General features: G+C 61.3%; 17 protein-coding genes and 1 pseudogene. 12 read left to right on the top strand and 6 right to left on the bottom strand.

All coding sequences use genetic code 11. The annotated features are described in order from the left end of the window. Window positions 1-9: 9 nt before the first annotated feature. Window positions 10-432 carry a phasin family protein gene (locus OPU96_RS25955; protein WP_226455525.1) on the bottom strand — a complete coding sequence of 141 codons (423 nt, stop codon included), beginning with the start codon at window positions 430-432 and terminating at the stop codon, window positions 10-12. Window positions 433-536: 104 nt separating this feature from the next. Then, entirely contained in the window at window positions 537-812 is a 276-nt protein-coding gene (locus tag OPU96_RS25960; protein WP_053140503.1) for a polyhydroxyalkanoic acid system family protein, read from the bottom strand. Between the two features lie 300 nt (window positions 813-1,112). On the opposite strand from OPU96_RS25960, the gene ubiE reads away from it, so the two are divergent. The 12 genes and pseudogenes from ubiE (at window position 1,113) to OPU96_RS26020 (ending at window position 11,106) form a co-directional block, all read left to right on the top strand. Then, window positions 1,113-1,883 carry a bifunctional demethylmenaquinone methyltransferase/2-methoxy-6-polyprenyl-1,4-benzoquinol methylase UbiE gene (gene ubiE, locus OPU96_RS25965; RefSeq protein ID WP_060754560.1) on the top strand — a complete coding sequence of 257 codons (771 nt, stop codon included), beginning with the start codon at window positions 1,113-1,115 and terminating at the stop codon, window positions 1,881-1,883. Next, window positions 1,883-2,506 (top strand): ubiquinone biosynthesis accessory factor UbiJ, encoded by a 624-nt coding sequence (locus OPU96_RS25970; RefSeq protein ID WP_192298363.1) that lies wholly within the window; start codon window positions 1,883-1,885, stop codon window positions 2,504-2,506. The genes ubiE and OPU96_RS25970 overlap by 1 nt, the downstream gene beginning before the upstream one ends. Beyond that, on the top strand, window positions 2,503-4,107 hold the full coding sequence (ubiB, locus tag OPU96_RS25975; RefSeq protein WP_498559951.1) for a ubiquinone biosynthesis regulatory protein kinase UbiB: 1,605 nt from the start codon (window positions 2,503-2,505) through the stop codon (window positions 4,105-4,107). The genes OPU96_RS25970 and ubiB overlap by 4 nt, the downstream gene beginning before the upstream one ends. 41 nt (window positions 4,108-4,148) lie before the next feature. After that, window positions 4,149-4,541 carry a phosphoribosyl-AMP cyclohydrolase gene (hisI, locus tag OPU96_RS25980; RefSeq protein WP_012721796.1) on the top strand — a complete coding sequence of 131 codons (393 nt, stop codon included), beginning with the start codon at window positions 4,149-4,151 and terminating at the stop codon, window positions 4,539-4,541. Between the two features lie 2 nt (window positions 4,542-4,543). Beyond that, on the top strand, window positions 4,544-4,876 hold the full coding sequence (locus OPU96_RS25985; protein WP_003209299.1) for a phosphoribosyl-ATP diphosphatase: 333 nt from the start codon (window positions 4,544-4,546) through the stop codon (window positions 4,874-4,876). Between the two features lie 25 nt (window positions 4,877-4,901). After that, window positions 4,902-5,180 carry a twin-arginine translocase TatA/TatE family subunit gene (locus OPU96_RS25990; RefSeq protein WP_003171180.1) on the top strand — a complete coding sequence of 93 codons (279 nt, stop codon included), beginning with the start codon at window positions 4,902-4,904 and terminating at the stop codon, window positions 5,178-5,180. Window positions 5,181-5,190: 10 nt separating this feature from the next. After that, entirely contained in the window at window positions 5,191-5,586 is a 396-nt protein-coding gene (tatB, locus tag OPU96_RS25995; RefSeq protein ID WP_498559952.1) for a Sec-independent protein translocase protein TatB, read from the top strand. Continuing rightward, window positions 5,583-6,374, top strand: a complete 792-nt coding sequence (tatC, locus tag OPU96_RS26000) for a twin-arginine translocase subunit TatC (protein WP_017738833.1) — start codon at window positions 5,583-5,585, stop codon at window positions 6,372-6,374. Before tatB ends, tatC begins: the two co-directional genes overlap by 4 nt. After that, window positions 6,371-7,078 (top strand): 16S rRNA (uracil(1498)-N(3))-methyltransferase, encoded by a 708-nt coding sequence (locus OPU96_RS26005; RefSeq protein ID WP_226455524.1) that lies wholly within the window; start codon window positions 6,371-6,373, stop codon window positions 7,076-7,078. The genes tatC and OPU96_RS26005 overlap by 4 nt, the downstream gene beginning before the upstream one ends. A gap of 187 nt (window positions 7,079-7,265) precedes the next feature. Then, window positions 7,266-8,234 (top strand): annotated as a pseudogene (locus tag OPU96_RS26010) (methyl-accepting chemotaxis protein); the annotation flags it as partial. Between the two features lie 144 nt (window positions 8,235-8,378). Continuing rightward, window positions 8,379-9,092 (top strand): methyl-accepting chemotaxis protein, encoded by a 714-nt coding sequence (locus OPU96_RS26015; protein WP_412547873.1) that lies wholly within the window; start codon window positions 8,379-8,381, stop codon window positions 9,090-9,092. A 106-nt stretch (window positions 9,093-9,198) separates the two neighbouring features. Next, window positions 9,199-11,106 carry a HAMP domain-containing methyl-accepting chemotaxis protein gene (locus OPU96_RS26020; RefSeq protein WP_498559953.1) on the top strand — a complete coding sequence of 636 codons (1,908 nt, stop codon included), beginning with the start codon at window positions 9,199-9,201 and terminating at the stop codon, window positions 11,104-11,106. Window positions 11,107-11,245: 139 nt separating this feature from the next. Here the strand turns inward: OPU96_RS26020 and OPU96_RS26025 are convergent, their stop codons facing one another. From OPU96_RS26025 to OPU96_RS26040, 4 genes are all read right to left on the bottom strand, one after another. Further along, a complete protein-coding gene (locus OPU96_RS26025) occupies window positions 11,246-11,980 on the bottom strand; it encodes an amino acid ABC transporter ATP-binding protein (RefSeq protein WP_017738829.1) in 735 nt (244 codons plus the stop codon). Then, window positions 11,973-12,932, bottom strand: coding sequence for an amino acid ABC transporter permease (locus tag OPU96_RS26030; protein WP_192298370.1), 960 nt, complete (start codon window positions 12,930-12,932; stop codon window positions 11,973-11,975). Before OPU96_RS26030 ends, OPU96_RS26025 begins: the two co-directional genes overlap by 8 nt. A 141-nt stretch (window positions 12,933-13,073) precedes the next feature. After that, window positions 13,074-13,871, bottom strand: a complete 798-nt coding sequence (locus OPU96_RS26035; RefSeq protein WP_192298371.1) for a transporter substrate-binding domain-containing protein — start codon at window positions 13,869-13,871, stop codon at window positions 13,074-13,076. A 219-nt stretch (window positions 13,872-14,090) separates the two neighbouring features. Beyond that, window positions 14,091-14,891 carry a transporter substrate-binding domain-containing protein gene (locus tag OPU96_RS26040; RefSeq protein ID WP_226455521.1) on the bottom strand — a complete coding sequence of 267 codons (801 nt, stop codon included), beginning with the start codon at window positions 14,889-14,891 and terminating at the stop codon, window positions 14,091-14,093. Between the last annotated feature and the right edge of the window lie 114 nt (window positions 14,892-15,005).

The following is a 15,005-nucleotide window of genomic DNA, read 5'->3' on the forward strand; positions in this document are numbered from 1 at the left end:
GATGTCTCCTTAGTGTTTACGCGCGACACGTTCGAGCAATGCCGTCAGCTCTTCGAGCTTAGCAGAGAGTGTCTCCACGTCATGTTTAGACGCAATGCCGATTCGATTCAAGGCACTTGCAACACGAGTATCAAAAGCTTTTTCAACTTTATCCAGCTGAACTTCTACCAGACCTTTGACAGAGGAGACATTACTCTTTACTTGGTCAATCTGACTATTGGCGGCGTCAAGTTGTTCAACTGCAACTTTTTTACCTTTACTTTCAATATGTTGACCCGCCTTGACGAGTTCCTTGAAGTACTCGTTGCCCTCGCTTCCAACCTTGGCATACGCACCAAGGCCCGCCAGCCAGATCTTGCGGGCGTAGGTTTTAACCTCGCTCAGGGCAGTAGTCGGGGCATCGATTTTTTTCTTCAAGATAACTTTGGCCATGGTGCACCTCACGCGAAATAGGGTGGAGGAACGGCCCGCAGGAGTTGAGGGCTTGGGCACAAAGTAGGAGGAAAAATTAGAATCGGCACCCTAGAACACTCGGATCACGCCAATGCCTTATCCAGGGCTTTCTCGATTTCGGACTTGATGGTGCCACTCATGGCCGACATCAACAGGCCCAGTTCCACATCAATACGCAACGAATCATCTGCAACCAATACCGTGCCTTTAACCCCCGAACGCTTGAGGTTCAAGGTATCGCCAGACCACGATGGCTCCAGGCCATATTGCTCCTTGAGTTTATGCGCCAACTTCTCGGCCTTTGCCCGAGCGCCTTCTTTACCCAGGGAATGTGCACGCTCAACGGTAATACGGGCCATTGCAATGACTCCTCTTTATTGCGGTTTGGATACCTTCGATGCGGCAAAAGGTCTCGGTGACCATCCATCTTACCTATACGCAACTCGACAATCTGTAGTGAGCGGGCTTGCCCCGCGCTGAGTGGCGCAGCCGCCCCAAACCCAGGCAACGCGGTCTTTCTGAAACTCCCAGGCGTCCTTGCGGGGGGCGGCTTCGCCACCCAGCGCGGGGCAAGCCCGCTCACTACAGATTGAGCCTTGCCAAGACAAAGCAGGCCTTGGGGATTATCATGTGCCGCATTCTCTTTTGGTGACAGCGATATGACTGATCAGCGCAAAGGCAGCGATGCCGAACCCACCACTCACTTCGGCTTCAAGAACGTCCCGGAAAGCCAAAAGGCGGAAAAAGTCGCTGAGGTGTTCCACTCCGTTGCGGCCAAGTACGACCTGATGAACGACGTGCTCTCCGGCGGCATGCACCGCCTGTGGAAGCGCTTCACCATCGAGCTGTCCGGCGTGCGCGCCGGCAATCGCGTGCTGGACATCGCCGGCGGCACGGGCGACCTGGCAGCCAAGTTCTCCAAGCTCGTCGGCCCCACCGGCCAGGTGGTACTGGCGGACATCAACGGTTCGATGCTCAAGGTCGGTCGCGACCGCCTGCTCGACAAAGGCGTGGCCGGCAATATCGAATTCGTCCAGGCCGACGCTGAAAAGCTGCCGTTCCCCGACAACCATTTCGACTGCGTGACCATCGCCTTCGGCCTGCGCAACGTGACCCATAAAGAAGACGCGATCCGCTCGATGCTGCGCGTACTCAAGCCGGGCGGCCGCCTGTTGGTGCTGGAGTTCTCCAAACCGACCAACGCACTGATGTCCAAGGTCTACGACACCTATTCCTTCGCCTTCATGCCGTTGATGGGCAAGCTGATCACCAATGACGCCGAAAGCTATCGCTACCTGGCCGAATCGATCCGCATGCACCCCGACCAGGAAACCCTGAAGTCGATGATGGTAGAAGCCGGTTTCGACCGCGTGACCTACCACAACATGACGTCCGGCATCGTCGCCCTGCACCGCGGCATCAAGCCCTGATGCTGCTCCAGGGCCTTCTCGCCAGCGTTGAGCACGGCCTCAACCGTGTGCTGCGCCTGGACAGCACCGCCCTGGCGCGGCTCGCGCACTTGACCGGCAAGGTGATTGCCGTCGATTGCCGCAGCCCCGCCGTGCAGCTGTTTATCCTGCCCAGCGATGAAGGCCTGCTGCTCGCCAGCACCTGGGCCTGTGATGCCGACTGCACCCTGCGTGCGCCGGCCTCCAGCCTGTTGCACTTGGCCCTGAGCCGCAACAAGACCGCGATCCTGCACAGCACCGAAGTCGAACTGGAAGGCGACAGTTCGGTGCTGATGGACCTGGCCGCCGTGTTGCAAGACCTGGAGCTGGATTGGGAATACGAGCTGTCACGCTGGATCGGCCCGGTGGCCACCCAGTTGATCAGCGGGCACCTGCGCAGCCGTTCGCGGTGGTATCAGCAAGGGTTCGCCAGCCTCAACCAGAACCTCGCCGAATACCTGAGCGAAGAATCGCGCACCCTGGTCGGACAACGGGAAGCGCAAGCGCGCTTTCGTGAACTCGACAAGGCCAAAATCGACCTGGAACGCCTTGAGGCACGCTTCGAGCGCCTGAGCCGTTCCCTTGATCCAAGCGATAACGCATGAAGCTGCTCGCCGTCCGCCGTTTGTTCCGTATCCAGCGCGTCGTAATCCGCTACCAACTCGATGACCTGCTGTTCGCCCTGCCGCTGCCGTGGTTCCTGCTGGCGGTGCGCTATGTGCTGCCGTGGCGCTGGTTCCCGCGCAAGAAGCTGGAGCTGAGCCGTGGCGCGCGCCTGCGCCTGGCGTTGCAGGACCTGGGGCCGATCTTTATCAAGTTCGGGCAAATCCTCTCGACCCGCCGCGACCTGCTGCCCGAGGACATCGCCGACGAGCTGATGCTGCTGCAAGACCGCGTGCCGCCGTTCGACTCCCAGCAGTCGATGAAGCTGATCGAAGAACAGCTGGGCCAGAAGATCAGCGACGTGTTCAGCCGTTTCGACGTCGAACCGCTGGCCTCGGCCTCCGTGGCGCAAGTCCACGCCGCGCAGCTCAAGAGCGGCGAAGAAGTGGTGGTGAAGGTCATCCGCCCGGGCCTCAAGCCGATCATCGGCCAGGACCTGGCGTGGCTGTTCATCCTCGCCCGCGCCGCCGAGCGCTTCAGCGCCGATGCGCGCTTGCTGCACCCGGTGGACGTGGTTGCCGACTACGAAAAAACCATCTACGACGAACTCGACCTGCTGCGCGAAGCCGCCAACGCCAGCCAGCTCAAGCGCAACTTCGAAGGCTCGCCGCTGCTGTACGTGCCGCAGGTGTATTGGGACTGGTGCCGCCCCAAAGTGCTGGTGATGGAGCGCATCTACGGCGTGCAAGTCACTGACCTCGCGACCCTGGCCGACCAGCGCACCGACATGAAGATGCTCGCCGAGCGTGGCGTGGAGATCTTCTTCACCCAGGTGTTCCGCGACAGCTTCTTCCACGCCGACATGCACCCCGGCAACATCTTCGTCAGCACCGTCAACCCGTGGAGCCCGCAATACATTGCGATCGACTGCGGCATCGTCGGCAGCCTCACCCCGCAAGACCAGGACTACCTGGCACGCAACCTGTTCGCCTTCTTCAAGCGTGACTATCGCCGCGTGGCGCAGTTACACATCGATTCGGGCTGGGTGCCGGCGGAAACCAAACTCAACGAATTCGAAGCTGCCATTCGTACGGTGTGCGAACCGATCTTTGAAAAACCGCTGAAGGACATTTCCTTCGGCCAGGTACTGATGCGTCTGTTCCAGACCGCCCGACGTTTCAATATGGAAGTGCAGCCGCAGTTGGTGCTGCTGCAAAAGACCCTGCTGAACATCGAAGGCCTGGGCCGCCAGCTGTATCCGGACCTCGACCTATGGAACACCGCCCAGCCGTTCCTCGAACGCTGGATGCGCGAGCGGGTCAGCCCGAAAACCCTGATCGGCAATCTGCACAGCCAGTTCGAACAACTACCGCACTTGGCCAACATGACCCGCGACCTGCTGGAGCGCATGTCCCAGCCCCACGCCAAGGACCCAGCGCCGCCGTGGCACAAGCGCAAGGACGACTGGTTCCTGCGCCTGCTCGGCGCCGCGCACCTGACCGGCGGCATTGTGCTGGCCCTGGGCGGGCCGTTGAATCAATTGGGCCACTGGCCGGCCGGTATCATGGTCGCCGTGGGCGTTTATCTGATCGTGCGCCGATAGCCGATCCGGTTATACACTGTCGCAAATTGCCGGAGCCGAACATGAAAGACTGGCTGGACGAGATCAAATGGGACAGTGACGGCTTGGTGCCGGCCATTGCCCAGGACTACAAGACCGGGCGCGTATTGATGATGGCCTGGATGAACCGCGAGGCCCTGAGCCTCACCGCCACTGAGCAGCGCGCCATTTACTGGTCACGTTCGCGTGGCAAACTGTGGCGCAAGGGCGAAGAGTCCGGGCACGTGCAGACCCTGCACGAGATGCGCATCGACTGCGACGCCGACGTGGTGATCCTCAAGGTCGAGCAGATCGGCGACATCGCCTGCCACACCGGCCGTCACAGCTGCTTCTACCGCGTGTTCGAGAACGGCGAGTGGAAGGTTGTCGAACCGGTGCTCAAAGACCCGCACGCCATCTACTCCGCAGGACACTAGACATGAGCGATACCCTGAACCGCGTGGCCCAGGTGCTGGAGGACCGCAAAGGCGCGGACGCCGACAGCTCCTACGTCGCCAGCCTTTACCACAAGGGCCTGAACAAGATCCTGGAAAAGCTCGGCGAAGAATCCGTCGAGACGATCATCGCCGCCAAGGACGCGCAAATCAGCGGCGACTGCAGCGATGTGATCTACGAAACCGCCGACCTGTGGTTCCACAGCCTGGTCATGCTCGCCCAACTGGGGCAGCATCCGCAGGCCGTGCTGGATGAACTGGACCGTCGTTTCGGCTTGTCCGGGCATGCCGAAAAGGCATCGCGCCCGTCCGCCTGAATAACTTTTACTGAGGATTTGCAGCATGGGTATTTTTGACTGGAAACACTGGATCGTCATTCTGGTGGTGGTGGTATTGGTATTCGGCACCAAGAAACTCAAGAACCTGGGCACGGACGTCGGCGAATCGATCAAGGGCTTTCGCAAAGCCATGAACGACGACGAAAAACCTGCCGACCCGGCCGCCAACCCAGTGCCACCGGCGCAGCCAGTGCACCCGCAGGCCACCCAGCCGATCACCGAGCGTCGTACTTTCGACGTGCAGGCTGAGAAAGTCGAAGAGCCGACCCGCAAAGACTCGTGAGCACTGACTAATGTTTGGTATCAGCTTCTCTGAACTGCTGCTCGTCGGCCTCGTGGCCCTGCTGGTACTGGGGCCGGAACGCCTGCCCGGTGCGGCACGCACGGCCGGCCTGTGGATCGGCCGCCTGAAACGCAGTTTCAATGCGATCAAACAGGAAGTTGAACGGGAAATCGGCGCCGACGAGATCCGTCGGCAACTGCACAACGAACATATCCTGTCGTTGGAGCAAGAGGCGCGCAAGATCCTCTCGCCGGTACAGGAGCCGGCCAAGCCGCTCGAGCCCGTGGCCGAGCAGAGCATCGCACCGACCACCCAGACCCCACCTGTTGCGCCCACCGAGCCTGCGCCGACGCCCGTTGCGTCGCCCGCGCCCCATGACCCTACATTGCCGCCGCGAGCCCCATGAGCGCTGATAAACCGGAAAACGACCAGCACATGCCGCTGGTCTCGCACCTCACCGAGCTGCGTACCCGCCTGCTGCGTTGCGTAGCGGCGATCTTCATCATCTTTGCCGGGCTGTTCGCCTTCACCCAGCAGATCTATACCTTTGTCTCGACGCCCCTGCGCCAGTATTTGCCGGCCGGCGCGACGATGATTGCCACCGACGTGTCGTCGCCGTTCCTCACACCGTTGAAGCTGACGATGATGGTCTCGCTGTTCTTGGCGATCCCGGTGATCCTGCACCAGATCTGGGGCTTTATCGCACCGGGCCTGTACAAGCATGAGAAGCGCATCGCGGTGCCATTGCTGGTGTCGAGCATCTGCCTGTTCTACACCGGCATGGCGTTCGCCTACTTCCTGGTGTTCCCGCTGATCTTCAAGTTCTTCGCCGCCGCCACACCGGCCGGTGTGGAAATGATGACCGACATCACCAGCTACCTCGACTTCGTGATGACACTGTTCTTCGCCTTTGGCGTGGCCTTCGAAATCCCGGTGGCCGTGGTGTTGCTGGTGTGGATCGGCGTGGTCAACGTGGCGTACCTGAAGAAGATCCGCCCGTACGTGATCATCGGCTGCTTTGTGGTCGGCATGATCCTCACGCCACCGGACATCTTCTCCCAGACCCTGCTGGCCGTGCCGATGTGGATGCTGTTCGAGATCGGCATCCTGTTCAGCAGCCTGATCACCAAGCGTGGCGACCACCCGGATGATCAGCCAGCCGACGACGACCAGCCGCCAGCGACCCAGCCGTGAACCTGCTGCTACTGGAAGACGCCGACTTCATCGCGGCCGACCGTGTGGTGCTGCGTGATCGGCGCTTGGTGCACATGCAGGAAGTCCACCGCGCAGCCGTCGGCGACAGCCTGCGGGTGGGCCGCATCGGCGGGCTGATGGGCAATGCCCAACTGCTACGCCTGGAAGACAGCGAGGCCGAACTGCAAGTCAGCTTCGACCAGCCGCCGCCGGCCAAGCTGCCGCTGACCCTGCTGCTGGCCCTGCCCCGTCCGAAAATGCTGCGCCGAGTCCTGCAAACCGTGGCGGCCATGGGCGTGCCAAAGGTGGTGCTGCTCAACAGCTACCGTGTGGAAAAAAGTTTCTGGCAGACGCCATTCCTCGAGCCGCAAGCCATTCGCGAGCAACTGATCCTCGGCCTGGAACAGGCGCGGGACACGGTGCTGCCCGACATCATCATCGAGAAACGCTTCAAGCCGTTCGTCGAGGATCGCCTGCCGGCCATGGCCGCTGGCACCCTTGGCCTGATTGGCCATCCCGGCGACTACCCGGCCTGCCCGCGTGGGCTGGACGAACCGGTGACCCTGGCAATCGGCCCGGAAGGCGGCTGGATTCCCTACGAGGTCGACTTGCTGGCCAAGGCGGGTTTGCAGCCGGTGCAATTGGGCGCCCGCATCCTGCGCGTCGAAACCGCCGTCACCGCCCTCCTGGCCCGACTGTTCTGACCCGCCCCCAGGCATCTGATCGCGTCGCTACAGAATCCCCGACACAGGCCGATACACCCTGAATAAGTCCAAGCCTTGTTCCAGGGGAGTTCGCAGCATGTATCGTTGGTTAGCCGAAAAGCTGGGGAATGTCAGCGTCAAATCCAAGTTGGGTGTAGGTTTTGGCCTGGTGTTACTGCTCACGCTCATGATTACCTTCACCGGCTGGAGCGGCCTGAGTGGCGTGATCAGCCGTGGCGACAAGCTGGGTTTCATCTCCAGCGTCAATGAACTGACCAAGGATTTGCGCCTGGCGCGCCTGGACTACGAAATGCGGCGCGGCGAACAAGGCCCGGCGGCGGTCAATGCGCTGCTGGTGAAACTGGAAGCCGGCCTGAAAACCGCCGACGGCATGATCGATCAGCCGGCCGACAACCTCCTGGTGGACGATCAACTGGCCGCCGTCGAGCAATACCGCCGCGCATTCGAGGCCATGGTCCAGGCCGGGGCAAACCGTGAAAATGCGCGCAGCAAGCTGGGCGATACCGCCGACAACGCGGTGCTCAAAGTCGGCGAAATCGAGAAAGCCCTGCTGCAAGGCGACAGCGTCACGCAGTTCAACAGCGTGGTAGACCTGAGTAAGTTGATCCAGCAAGCGCGCTTCCAAGTGCGCGGCTACACCTACAGCGGCAAGGTCGAAGCCGAGCAGCCTGCGCTGGACGCCATCGACAACGCCCTGAAGAAAATCGCCAGCCTGAACGGCCAGGTCCCTGATCAATATTCGACCAACCTGCAACAGGCCAGCGTCTCGCTGCAAGCCTACCGCGCCGCCGTCAGCCAGTACCGTGACTCCCAGGTTGCCAGCGTCGCTGCCATGAAAATCATGGCCGAGCAAGGCGACATCCTGCTCGAGCGCAGCAAAAAACTCACCGCGTCCCAGACCGTGGTGCGTGACAACGATGCCGCCCAAGCCAAGCAAATGCTGGCACTGGCCACCGTACTCGCACTGGCGTTCGGCCTGATTGCCGCGTGGGCCATCACTCGCCAGATCATCATTCCGCTGAACCAGACCCTCAAGGTCGCCGAGCGCGTAGCCTCTGGCGACTTGAGCCACAACCTCGACTCCGCGCGCCAGGACGAACTGGGTCAGCTGCAACGCGCCATGCAGAGCATGACCGTCGGCCTGCGTGAACTGATCGGCGGCATCAGCGACGGTGTTACCCAGATCGCCAGCGCCGCCGAGCAATTGTCGGCCGTGACCGAACAGACCAGCGCCGGGGTCAACAGCCAAAAAGTCGAGACCGACCAAGTCGCTACCGCGATGAACGAGATGGCCGCGACCGTGCAAGAAGTGGCACGCAACGCCGAGGAAGCTTCCGAAGCCGCCGTCGCTGCTGACCAGCAAGCCCGCGAAGGCGACAAAGTGGTCGGCGAAGCCATCGCCCAGATCGAACGCCTGGCCAGCGAAGTCGGCAACTCGACGGTGGCCATGGGCGATCTGAAACGCGAAAGCGACAAGATCGGCAGTGTGCTCGACGTGATCAAGTCCGTGGCCCAGCAAACCAACCTGTTGGCGCTCAACGCCGCGATTGAAGCCGCACGTGCCGGTGAAGCCGGGCGTGGCTTCGCCGTGGTGGCCGACGAGGTGCGCAGCCTGGCCCTGCGCACCCAGAAGTCCACCGAAGAGATCGAAGAACTGATCGTCGGCCTGCAAAGCGGTACCCAACAGGTCGCGACCATCATGGACAACAGCCGCGATCTCACCGACAGCAGTGTCGAGCTGACGCGCCGCGCCGGCAGCGCACTGGCGAGCATCACGCGCACGGTGTCGACCATCCAGGCGATGAACTCGCAGATCGCCACCGCCGCCGAACAGCAAAGCGCCGTGGCCGAAGAGATTAACCGCAGTGTGTTGAACGTGCGGGACGTGTCCGAACAAACCTCTTCAGCCAGTGAAGAAACGGCCGCATCCAGCGCCGAGCTGGCACGCCTAGGGATTTACCTACAAACACTGGTAGGACGCTTCCGCATTTAATTAGCAGCTTGTGAAATTTCCTACGCAGTTATCAGCCCGGCACTGAGCCAAATCGATTTAGCGTTTCCTTTACTGCGAAACGCTTAATTCGATTTGGAGGTGCGTCATGTTTTCCCGGCTGACCCGTTTGCTGGTCAACGCCAGCGTCCGCGTCAAGCTTGCCATCGGTTTCGGGCAAGTGCTGATGCTCAGCTTCGCCATCGCCGTCACCGGCTGGCAAGCCTTGAATGCCATGATCTACCGCTCCACCAACCTGACGACCCTGGGACAATTGGCGGTTGCTGGCCAAGCCATGCGTGCTGATCGCATCGTCTACCGCACGCTGACGGACCCGAACAGCCGGGGCAAACTCACCACACACATCGAGACCATCGAAACCCATCTGGCCGCCCTTTCAAGCCGCATGCGAGACCCGGCCGACCGCCAGCGCCTTGAACAGGCCACACGCCTGGTCACCGACTTCAAGGCGGCACTCAGCGAGCTAGCGCCCCTGATCGAGCACCGCGAAAACGCCCGCAGCCCACTGGACAAGACCGCACAGCAAGCCAGCGACACCCTGGCCCAACTCGCCAGTGAGCTGCCCGACCAGCAAGATCAGACAGCCCTGGATGCCATCGAAAACCTGCGCCAGGCCATGGTCCGTGCCGATGAAGGCGCCCAGCGCCCCGCATGGGCCGCCGCGTCGCTGGAGGCCTACGCCCAGGCAGTCAGCGACGCGTTGCAGGCGCTGGAGGCCGCACTGGCCGCTGTCACGGCTCTGCCGGTGGACTCGACCCTGCTCAAGAGCGACATCGCCAATTACCGCGAGCAGCTACTCAACCTCAAGCAAGCCCAACTCAACACCGAAACCGTGCAGAACCGCTTCGAACAACAGCTCGATCAATTACTGGAACAAAACGAGCAGATGAGCCAAGGCCAAACCTTCAAACGCGACGACGAAGCCGGCAAGACCCGTCTGCTGCTGATCAGTGTGACCGTCGTCGCACTGTTGCTCGGCACTCTGGCCGCCTGGTGGATCGCCCGGCAAATTGCGGTGCCACTGCGTGAAGTGCTGGCCCGCGCCAACCGTATCGCCGAAGGCGACCTGAGCCACGACATGCCGGTGGGACGCCGCGATGAACTGGGCCAACTGCAGCACGCCATCGGGGACATGACCCACAACCTGCGCCACCTGATCAGCGGCATCGGCGACAGCGCCCGGCAGATCGCCAGTGCGGCCACCGAGTTATCAGCCGTCACCGAGCAGACCCGCAACGGGGTCAACAAGCAAAAAGATGAAACCGATCAGGTCGCCACCGCGATGAACCAAATGCTCGCCACCGCCCAGGAAGTCGCCCGGCATGCCGAGCAAGCGTCAATCGCGGCAAACGAGGCTGACCGCCAAGCGAGTGCCGGCGACAAGGTGGTGGCGCAGGCGGTTGAGCAGATCGGCCAGCTGGCCGAAGAAATGGCACTTTCAGGCCGCGCAATGCTGACGTTGCAGCAAGAAAGCCAGAAGATCGCCAGCGTGCTCGACGTGATCAAGTCCGTGTCCCAGCAGACCAACCTGCTGGCCTTGAACGCCGCCATCGAGGCCGCACGCGCGGGCAGTGCCGGCGAAGGTTTTGCGGTGGTGGCCGATGAAGTGCGCAGCCTGGCGCAACGCACCCAGGCGTCTGCCGAAGAGATCGAAGGTTTGATCCTCAGCCTGCACAACGGCACCCAGCACGTGGCCGAGACGCTGGACAGCAGCCGCAACCTGACCGACAACAGCGTCGACCTGACCCGCAACGCCGGCGAGGCACTGGCCGCGATTGCGCGCACGGTGGCGATCATCCAGGAAATGAACCCGCAGATTGCCGCGGCCGCCGAAGAACAAAGTGCGGTGGTCGAAGAGATCAATCGCAGCGTGTTGCAGGTGCGCGACGTGTCCGAACACACCGCCGCCGCCAGCGAAGAGACGGCGGCGGCGAGTGTTCAGTTGACGCGGTTGAGCATGGATCTGCAGGCGCTGGTGGGCAAATTCCAGCTCTGACCCCGTAGTGAGCGGGCTTGCCCCGCGCTGGGTGGCGCAGCCGCCCCAAATCCAGACACCCCGGTTTTTCTGAAACACCGCGGCGATCTTATTGGGGCGGCTGCGCCACCCAGCGCGGGGCAAGCCCGCTCACTACAAGTTACAGGACCTGGCGCAGGAAGGCCTGGGCGCGTGGGTCTTTTGGCGCGTCGAAGAATTCGGCCGGGGCGGCGTCTTCGAGCAATTTGCCGTGATCGAAGAACAGCACGCGGTCCGCCACTTCGCGGGCAAAGCCCATTTCGTGGGTGACGCAGACCATGGTCATGCCTTCCAGGGCCAGGGTCTTCATCACGTCCAGCACTTCGCCGACCATTTCCGGGTCGAGCGCCGAGGTGGGTTCGTCGAACAGCATGACCTTGGGCTCCATCGCCAACGCACGGGCAATCGCCACGCGTTGCTGCTGGCCGCCGGAGAGGCGCGACGGAAACTCGTTGGCCTTCTGCGCAATACCGACCTTTTCCAGCAGCGCCAGGGCCTTGGCCTCGCGCTCTTTCTTGCCGCGCTTGCGCACGACTTTTTGCGCCAGGCAGAGGTTTTCCAGCACTGTCATGTGGGGGAACAGGTTGAAGTGCTGGAACACCATGCCGACTTCGCGACGGTAGGCGTTCACGTCGGTTTTCGGATCAGCCAGTTGCAGGCCGTCGATACTCACCGAGCCGGAATCGAACTCTTCCAGGCCATTGAGGCAGCGCAGGAAAGTGGACTTGCCGGAGCCCGACGGACCGATCACCACCAGCACTTCGCCCTTGGCCACCTGGGTGGTGACGTGGTCGACCGCGCGCACCACATGGCCACGGGTATCGAAGACTTTTACCAGATCGCGGACTTCAATCACTTTGGGCGAGCCTCCGCTCAAGCCGGCTGGCCATTTTCGACAGCGGCAGGTTGATCAGCAGGTACAGGCCTGCAACGCAGAACAGGATTTCAAACGGCGAGAATGAGGTGGTGATCACCTCGCGACCGCTCTTGAGCAGTTCGGTGATCGCGATCACCGAGACCAGCGAAGTGTCTTTCACCAGGCTGATAAATTGCCCAGCCAGCGGTGGCAGCACGCGCTTGAATGCCTGCGGCAACACCACGTGACGCATCGACTGGCTGGCGCTCAAGCCCAGGGAGCGCGCAGCTTCGTTCTGGCCACGGGTGATTGACTGCACGCCGGCGCGGACGATTTCCGCCACGTAGGCGCCCGTGAACAGCGACAACGCGGCAATCCCGGCAAATTCCCGGGACAGGTTGAGCACCGTGCCGATAAAGAAATAGAAGATGAAGATCTGCACCAGCAGCGGCGTACCGCGCACCAACTCGACGTAGATGGTCGACAGGTCGCGCAGGGTCGGGTTGTTGGACAGACGGCACAAGCCGGTCGCCAGCCCGATCGCCAGCCCCAGGATGCCGGAGACCACCGACAGCCACAGCGTGGTCCACAAGCCCCACATCAACGGGCCCAACGCCCAATGCCGGGTCACACCGATCACGTCGCCTTCGGCCACGTCATCGCCGCGCGCCACTTGCAGGCTGTTGTCGGCCACGGTCAGCGTCTGCAGGGCACCCGCGTCGTTGCGCAGGGTCACTTCGGCGACATCGCCTTTGCGCACCAACTCAACCACGGTAGAAATATCCGCCGCGCGCTGGGACGTTTCAGCCTGGTAGGCGAAGTACTGCGGTACGCGGTTCCAGCGCCATTCGTAGGACATCAGCGAAGTGGCGTAATACAAGGCACCAGCCAGACCGACCAGCACGACCACGGTCAGCAGGTGCCAGGGCCATTGGGCTTTTTTCTGTTTCATTTCAAATTCCGCGATTTGTGTTGCTTGTCAGGCCGTCTTCGCGAGCAAGCCCGCTCCCACACTCGACCGAGTTCCAACATGAAATGCGGTCAAAATGTGGGAGCGGGCTTGCTCGCGAAGGGCGCGACTCGGTCTAAACCTTTATTCCATGTCCTTGAGCCACTCGGAGCTCTTGAACCACTTGTCATGGATGCGATCGTAGGTGCCGTCGTTACGGATCTGGTGCAGGAAGTTGTTGATGAAGTTGATGCTGTCGTAATCGCCTTTTTTCAGGCCAAACGCCAGGGGTTCGAAGGTGAACGGTTCTTCGAGGAACACCAGCTTGCCGTTGCCGACTTTCTTCTCGGCGACCACGTTGTACGGCGCGTCATACACAAAGGCATCAGCCTTGCCGTTGACCACGTCCAGCACGCCTTCCTGCTCGTTGTCGTAGCCATGGTACTTGGCTTTGGAGATCAGCTTCTTGGCGACCATCTCGCCGGTGGTGCCGAGCTTGGAAGTCAGGCGGTACTTCTCGTCGTTCAGGTCTTTGTAGGACTTGATGGTGCCTTCCAGATCCTTGCGGATCAGCAGGGTCTGGCCGACCACGATGAACGGTTCGCTGAAGTTCAGGCGCAGGTTGCGCTCCTGGGTCAGGGTCATGCCGCTGCCGATCATGTCGAACTTGCCGGTCAGGAAGGCCGGGATGATGCCGTCGTAGCCGGTGGAAACCAGCTCCAGCTTGACGCCCATGGACTTGGCCAGGGCCTTGAGGATGTCGACTTCGAAGCCGATGATTTCACCGCGCTTGTCTGTCATTTCGAACGGCATGTAGGTCGGGTCCATGCCGACCTTCAGCGTGCCGCGCTTGACCGCATCGTCGATCGCGCCGGCCTGGGCCGCAGTGGCCGCGACCAGCGCGGTGACGCCAAGCAGCAGCATCGAAAGATACTTTTTCATCATCAAGTCCCCTGAACGATTCTTATGAGGTCGGCGCGCAAAAGGGCTGCACCATTTCGGGGTGCGATCCTAACCCACTCGTCTGCCGTCACAAAGGTTTCACGGGTATTTGTTGTCGGCGTATGTCGGAAATGCCCCACAAATTCCGGAAGAACCCCAGGGGCAGACACTTCAGCACCTGGATTCGGCAACCGGCGGATGTGTAAGCAGTTATGACTTTTACTCAATGTCCGCCATCCAGTCGGTACCCCTGAACCACTTGTCGTGCAGCCGATCATAGGTGCCGTCCTGGGCCACCTGATTGAGGAAATGGTTGATCCAGTTGAGGCTGTCGTAATCGCCCTTTTTCAGGCCGAACGCCAAGGGCTCGTAGGTGAAGGGCTGCTCCAGGGCCAGCAAGCTGCTGTTTTCCGGCCGGCCACTGGCGATCAGGTTGTAGGGCGCATCGTGGATAAAGGCATCGGCCTTGCCTTCCACCACCTGCCGCACGCCTTCTTCGGGCGTGGCAAAACTGCTCAGCCGCGCCGCGCCCAGAAAACGTTGCGCGGCCAATTCCCCGGTGGTGCCCTCGGTGACGGCGATACGGTAGCCGGCCTCGTCCAGTTCTTCGACACTGCCGACCTTGCCCGCCAGGCTTGGATGCAGCAGCACGGTCTGGCCGACGACGATAAAGGCGTCGCTGAAATTCAGCTTGAGATTACGCTCCTGGGTGACGGTCATGCCGCTACCGATCAGGTCGAACTTGTTGGCCAGCAGCCCCGGCAGCAAATCGGTGTAGGGCACCGCCACCAACTCCAGCTCAACCCCCAGCGCACGACTCATCGTCTGAAGCAGGTCGATTTCGAAACCGACAATGCGTCCCTGCCGGTCAGTCATTTCAAACGGCACATAGGTAGGCGTGGTCCCGACCTTCAGCACACCGCGCCGCACCGCATCGTCCAACGCACCGGCATACAGCGGGCCACCCTCCATCAATGCGACAGCGCCTATCAGCAGTGCCGAACAATACCTTTTGAGCATGAAAATCCCCGTGGCGAATCAAATTTGCGCGGCGATGCTAACCCAGTCGCAGGCACGGCAATACGCCTCGAACCGGGGTCTTTTGTTTCGAAATAACAAGGAGTTAGCGCTTAA

This window comes from Pseudomonas sp. RP-B7 (assembly GCF_059803535.1).

Excerpts from the sequence above, each read along its gene's own strand:
- OPU96_RS25955 (WP_226455525.1), bottom strand. The coding sequence starts at position 432 with ATGGCCAAAGTTATCTTGAAGAAAAAAATCGATGCCCCGACTACTGCC.
- OPU96_RS25960 (WP_053140503.1), bottom strand. The coding sequence starts at position 812 with ATGGCCCGTATTACCGTTGAGCGTGCACATTCCCTGGGTAAAGAAGGC.
- ubiE (WP_060754560.1), top strand. The coding sequence starts at position 1,113 with ATGACTGATCAGCGCAAAGGCAGCGATGCCGAACCCACCACTCACTTC.
- OPU96_RS25970 (WP_192298363.1), top strand. The coding sequence starts at position 1,883 with ATGCTGCTCCAGGGCCTTCTCGCCAGCGTTGAGCACGGCCTCAACCGT.
- ubiB (WP_498559951.1), top strand. The coding sequence starts at position 2,503 with ATGAAGCTGCTCGCCGTCCGCCGTTTGTTCCGTATCCAGCGCGTCGTA.
- hisI (WP_012721796.1), top strand. The coding sequence starts at position 4,149 with ATGAAAGACTGGCTGGACGAGATCAAATGGGACAGTGACGGCTTGGTG.
- OPU96_RS25985 (WP_003209299.1), top strand. The coding sequence starts at position 4,544 with ATGAGCGATACCCTGAACCGCGTGGCCCAGGTGCTGGAGGACCGCAAA.
- OPU96_RS25990 (WP_003171180.1), top strand. The coding sequence starts at position 4,902 with ATGGGTATTTTTGACTGGAAACACTGGATCGTCATTCTGGTGGTGGTG.
- tatB (WP_498559952.1), top strand. The coding sequence starts at position 5,191 with ATGTTTGGTATCAGCTTCTCTGAACTGCTGCTCGTCGGCCTCGTGGCC.
- tatC (WP_017738833.1), top strand. The coding sequence starts at position 5,583 with ATGAGCGCTGATAAACCGGAAAACGACCAGCACATGCCGCTGGTCTCG.
- OPU96_RS26015 (WP_412547873.1), top strand. The coding sequence starts at position 8,379 with ATGAACGAGATGGCCGCGACCGTGCAAGAAGTGGCACGCAACGCCGAG.
- OPU96_RS26020 (WP_498559953.1), top strand. The coding sequence starts at position 9,199 with ATGTTTTCCCGGCTGACCCGTTTGCTGGTCAACGCCAGCGTCCGCGTC.
- OPU96_RS26030 (WP_192298370.1), bottom strand. The coding sequence starts at position 12,932 with ATGAAACAGAAAAAAGCCCAATGGCCCTGGCACCTGCTGACCGTGGTC.
- OPU96_RS26035 (WP_192298371.1), bottom strand. The coding sequence starts at position 13,871 with ATGAAAAAGTATCTTTCGATGCTGCTGCTTGGCGTCACCGCGCTGGTC.
- OPU96_RS26040 (WP_226455521.1), bottom strand. The coding sequence starts at position 14,891 with ATGCTCAAAAGGTATTGTTCGGCACTGCTGATAGGCGCTGTCGCATTG.